General features: G+C 28.8%; 3 protein-coding genes. 1 reads left to right on the top strand and 2 read right to left on the bottom strand.

Translation table 11 applies throughout. From position 1 onward, the window contains the following. Positions 1-91: 91 nt before the first annotated feature. A complete protein-coding gene (locus tag Q4E08_RS11900; protein ID WP_303131204.1) occupies positions 92-1,069 on the bottom strand; it encodes a mannose/fructose/sorbose PTS transporter subunit IIA in 978 nt (325 codons plus the stop codon). Between the two features lie 748 nt (positions 1,070-1,817). Between Q4E08_RS11900 and Q4E08_RS11905 the strand changes: the two genes are divergently transcribed. After that, complete coding sequence (locus tag Q4E08_RS11905) at positions 1,818-2,999, top strand: M20 family metallopeptidase (protein ID WP_303131206.1); 1,182 nt, start codon at positions 1,818-1,820, stop codon at positions 2,997-2,999. Positions 3,000-3,050: 51 nt separating this feature from the next. Here the strand turns inward: Q4E08_RS11905 and Q4E08_RS11910 are convergent, their stop codons facing one another. Beyond that, on the bottom strand, positions 3,051-3,203 hold the full coding sequence (locus tag Q4E08_RS11910) for a zinc-ribbon domain-containing protein (RefSeq protein ID WP_024615861.1): 153 nt from the start codon (positions 3,201-3,203) through the stop codon (positions 3,051-3,053). Positions 3,204-3,485: the final 282 nt, after the last annotated feature.

Here is a 3,485-nt window from a genome sequence, read left to right on the forward strand (position 1 = left end):
AGCTAAAAATGCAATAATAATAACTAATATTATTTGAACTATATTTAGATCCACTGTGTTAATCCTCCTTTTTCTATTAAAACAACCTAAGTTATTTTAATTTATTTAATTCATTTTGTGCTTTTTTAATAATTTCGTCCATATCTCCTTTTGAATCATTTGGAACTTTACGAACATCAAAATCTAACCCAGCTTTTTTAAGTTTTTCAAAAGTATCAATATCTTCTTGACTAAAAGCAAGAACTTTATTTGGTTGAACTTTACCAGCAGAGTGAGCCATAGATCCAACATTAACTGTCTTTATAGGTACTCCACCTTCTACTGCTCTAAGTAAATCTTCTGGATTTTCAAAAAGAAGCATCGCACGTTGTCCTCCAAAATGCTGATCATCTTTTGCAAGCTTAATCATTTGATCAATAGGAACAACATGAGCTTTAACTCCTGGAGGAGCAGCTTGTTGAATTAATTTCTTACGAAGTTCATCTCTAGCTACTGCATCTGATACAACAATAATTCTTGTTGGTTGTGTAGTTTTTGTCCAAGCAGTTGCTACTTGACCATGTAGTAAACGAGAATCAATACGAGCTAAAACGTATTCAAATGATCCAGGTGTACCCGCATTAGACTGCTTAACTGAACCTGAATTTTGTTTATCATCATTAGCTGGTTCTAATGCTTCTGGTTTAACCTTAACCCCTTCTTTAGCTGAGCTTATAATGCTAGCTGCAATTTCTTGTGCAGATTCCATTGAAAGACGTGCTCCATAAGCTTCAATAACCATTGGTAAATTCATACCAGCAACAATTGCCCATTTATCTTTATGTTCTTCAAATAGACTATTTGCTTGGTTAAATGGCGTACCGCCCCAAAGATCAACTAAGAATAAAACCTCATCTTGGTTGTCAAAGGATGCAATTGCATCTTTCATTTTTGCTTTAATGTCATCAGGACCTTCACTCGGCATCAAAGTAACAGCTTGCACGTTTTTTTGTTCTCCAAAAATCATTGAACCTGATTGTAAGATACCTTTAGCAAAATCACCGTGACTAGCAAGAATAATTCCTACCATATGTATACCTCCTATTTTTTATTTGTTATAAAAATTATAAATAAGTTCTAAAAACTTGTGATAAAATTATTAATTATAATTTTTCTTATAAACAAACTTTTTTAATAATTTATTATTTACATTTATATTAGTAGCAAGTATCATGCCAATAAAATGTATTAATAATACTTAATCTACTTAAAGCTATGTAATTCAATGATTTAAGCTTTAGTTTTAATAATTAATATTTTTTATTTAATACACTTTAAATGTTTTTTGATACTGTTTTATTTTGGTTTAAAGTATTTTGATATACTTATTTAAATATTTTATTAATATTACAAATTTCGTTCTTATTCAACATAATATTAAAAATATCTTTTAATATATTATTTCCTTATATATATTTTTTATTACAATTATATTTAATTTTCTTCTAAAAAATTTATGTATTAAATCTCCTTTAATAGTTAATTTCTATAGAAAACATTGATTAAGCAGTTAGTCGAGTGCTTTTAGCTTAATCAAGCTTTTCTACTTAAAATTTTACGCAATACACTTATATAATATATTAATACACTAATAGCTTAATATATTATTGAATAAATCTACTATAAATAAATTAATTCTATACAATTATCAATACAGATTTTTATTACTATTAATAAAAATTAATTATAGTTTATATATTAAATTGATATAATAAATCTTAGAATCAAATATTTATTATTTTATAAACATAAAATATTTTAATGAAAGGATGGGTAATATGAATTACTGGGAAAGAGCGAATGAAATAAAAGATGACATAATTTCATATAGAAGAAACTTACACTCAAATGCAGAAGTAGGAATGGATCTCCCTTCTACTACTAAATTTATTATGGAAAAACTTAAAAGCTTTGGTTATAAACCAAAACAAATAATAAATAGTGGTGTAGTTGCAACTATTGGAAATGGTAATGGTCCTTGTATACTACTTAGAGCTGATATGGATGCACTTCCAATGACAGAAGAAAGTGGTCTTAAATTTTGCAGTAGAAATTTAGGTTCAGCTCATACATGTGGACACGATTTGCACTCTGCTATGCTTCTAGGTGCAGCAAAAATGCTAAAAGAAAATGAAGAAAATATAAATGGTACAATTAAATTAATGTTTCAACCTGGAGAAGAAACTTTCCAAGGAGCAAAGGCTATGATAGATGCAGGACTTTTAGAAAATCCTAAAGTTGACAGAGCATTATCTTTTCATGTTGGTGCTGGGAATTCTCCAGTAGGAATTTGCGCATATAATGACAAAGGTGCTGCTATGTTTTCTTCCACAGGATTTAAAATTAATATTAAAGGTAAAGGCTCCCATGGTGCAACTCCTCATGAAGCTATTGATTCAATAAATATAGCAGTTCACATTTATTTAGCTCTTCAAGAATTAATTGCAAGAGAAACTAATCCTTCAACTCCAGCCCTTCTTACAATAGGTCAGCTTTCAGGTGGTTCTGCAAGCAATATAATTCCTGAAACTACAGTTATGCAAGGAACTATGAGAACTGTATCAAAAGAAACAGATGAATATTTAAAAAATAGAATTGTAGAAGTAGCAAAAGGTGTAGCTGCTACATTTAGAGGCGAAGCTACTATATCATGGCTTCCATCAGTTCCACCACTAATAGCAGATCCTGAATTTACAAGAGAAATGATTAAATATATGAAAGAACTTAATATTCCTGGATTTATGGCAGTTGGAGACACCACAGCTAGTGCTTCTGAAGATTTTGCTATTGTATTAAGTCATGTTCCTGGAACTTATATGTTCTTGTCAGCTGGATTTACTGATAGAGAAAGTTATACAGCTCATAATCCTAAAGTATTATTTAATGAAGATGTTCTTCCAGAAGGATCTGCTTTTTTTGCTCATTGTGCAACTAGATACTTGGAAAATTCAAAAAAATAAAAACATAAAAAAAAGGTTGTAGTTTAAACTACAACCTTTAACAATCTAAAATTATCTTCTATTTTGTTCTTTTTTAGCTCTTCTACAAGATATGCATCTTGTTGGCTCATTGTCAAATCCTTTTTCTTTGTAGAATTCTTGTTCTCCTACTGAAAATACGAATTCACTTCCACAATCTCTACACTTTAATGTTTTATCTGTCATAAATATTCCTCCTAAAATTAAAGATTCTAAATTGATATAATAATCTCTAATTTATGAGAAACTATTTACCTAAATGAAACTTTTTTTGTTAGCACTTTGCTACTTGTTTAGCATAACATAGTATTTAACTATTTACAACCTTTTTTATTTATTTTTTAAAATAATTGAAATTTAATATATTTTTTTCCATTAAATTAATATAACCTACTTAATTAGTTTATTTATGGTACGGTTCTCCGTTACACCTCCAAAGGAGCACGTTTTACTTTAATTGTTCTAAAG

It is taken from the genome of Clostridium sp., from assembly GCF_030532265.1.
In the GTDB taxonomy this organism is placed as follows: Bacteria; Bacillota; Clostridia; order Clostridiales; family Clostridiaceae; genus Clostridium.

What these genes read in the sequence shown, in the direction of transcription:
- Q4E08_RS11900 (WP_303131204.1), bottom strand. Translation starts at nt 1,069, where the DNA reads ATGGTAGGAATTATTCTTGCTAGTCACGGTGATTTTGCTAAAGGTATC.
- Q4E08_RS11905 (WP_303131206.1), top strand. Translation starts at nt 1,818, where the DNA reads ATGAATTACTGGGAAAGAGCGAATGAAATAAAAGATGACATAATTTCA.
- Q4E08_RS11910 (WP_024615861.1), bottom strand. Translation starts at nt 3,203, where the DNA reads ATGACAGATAAAACATTAAAGTGTAGAGATTGTGGAAGTGAATTCGTA.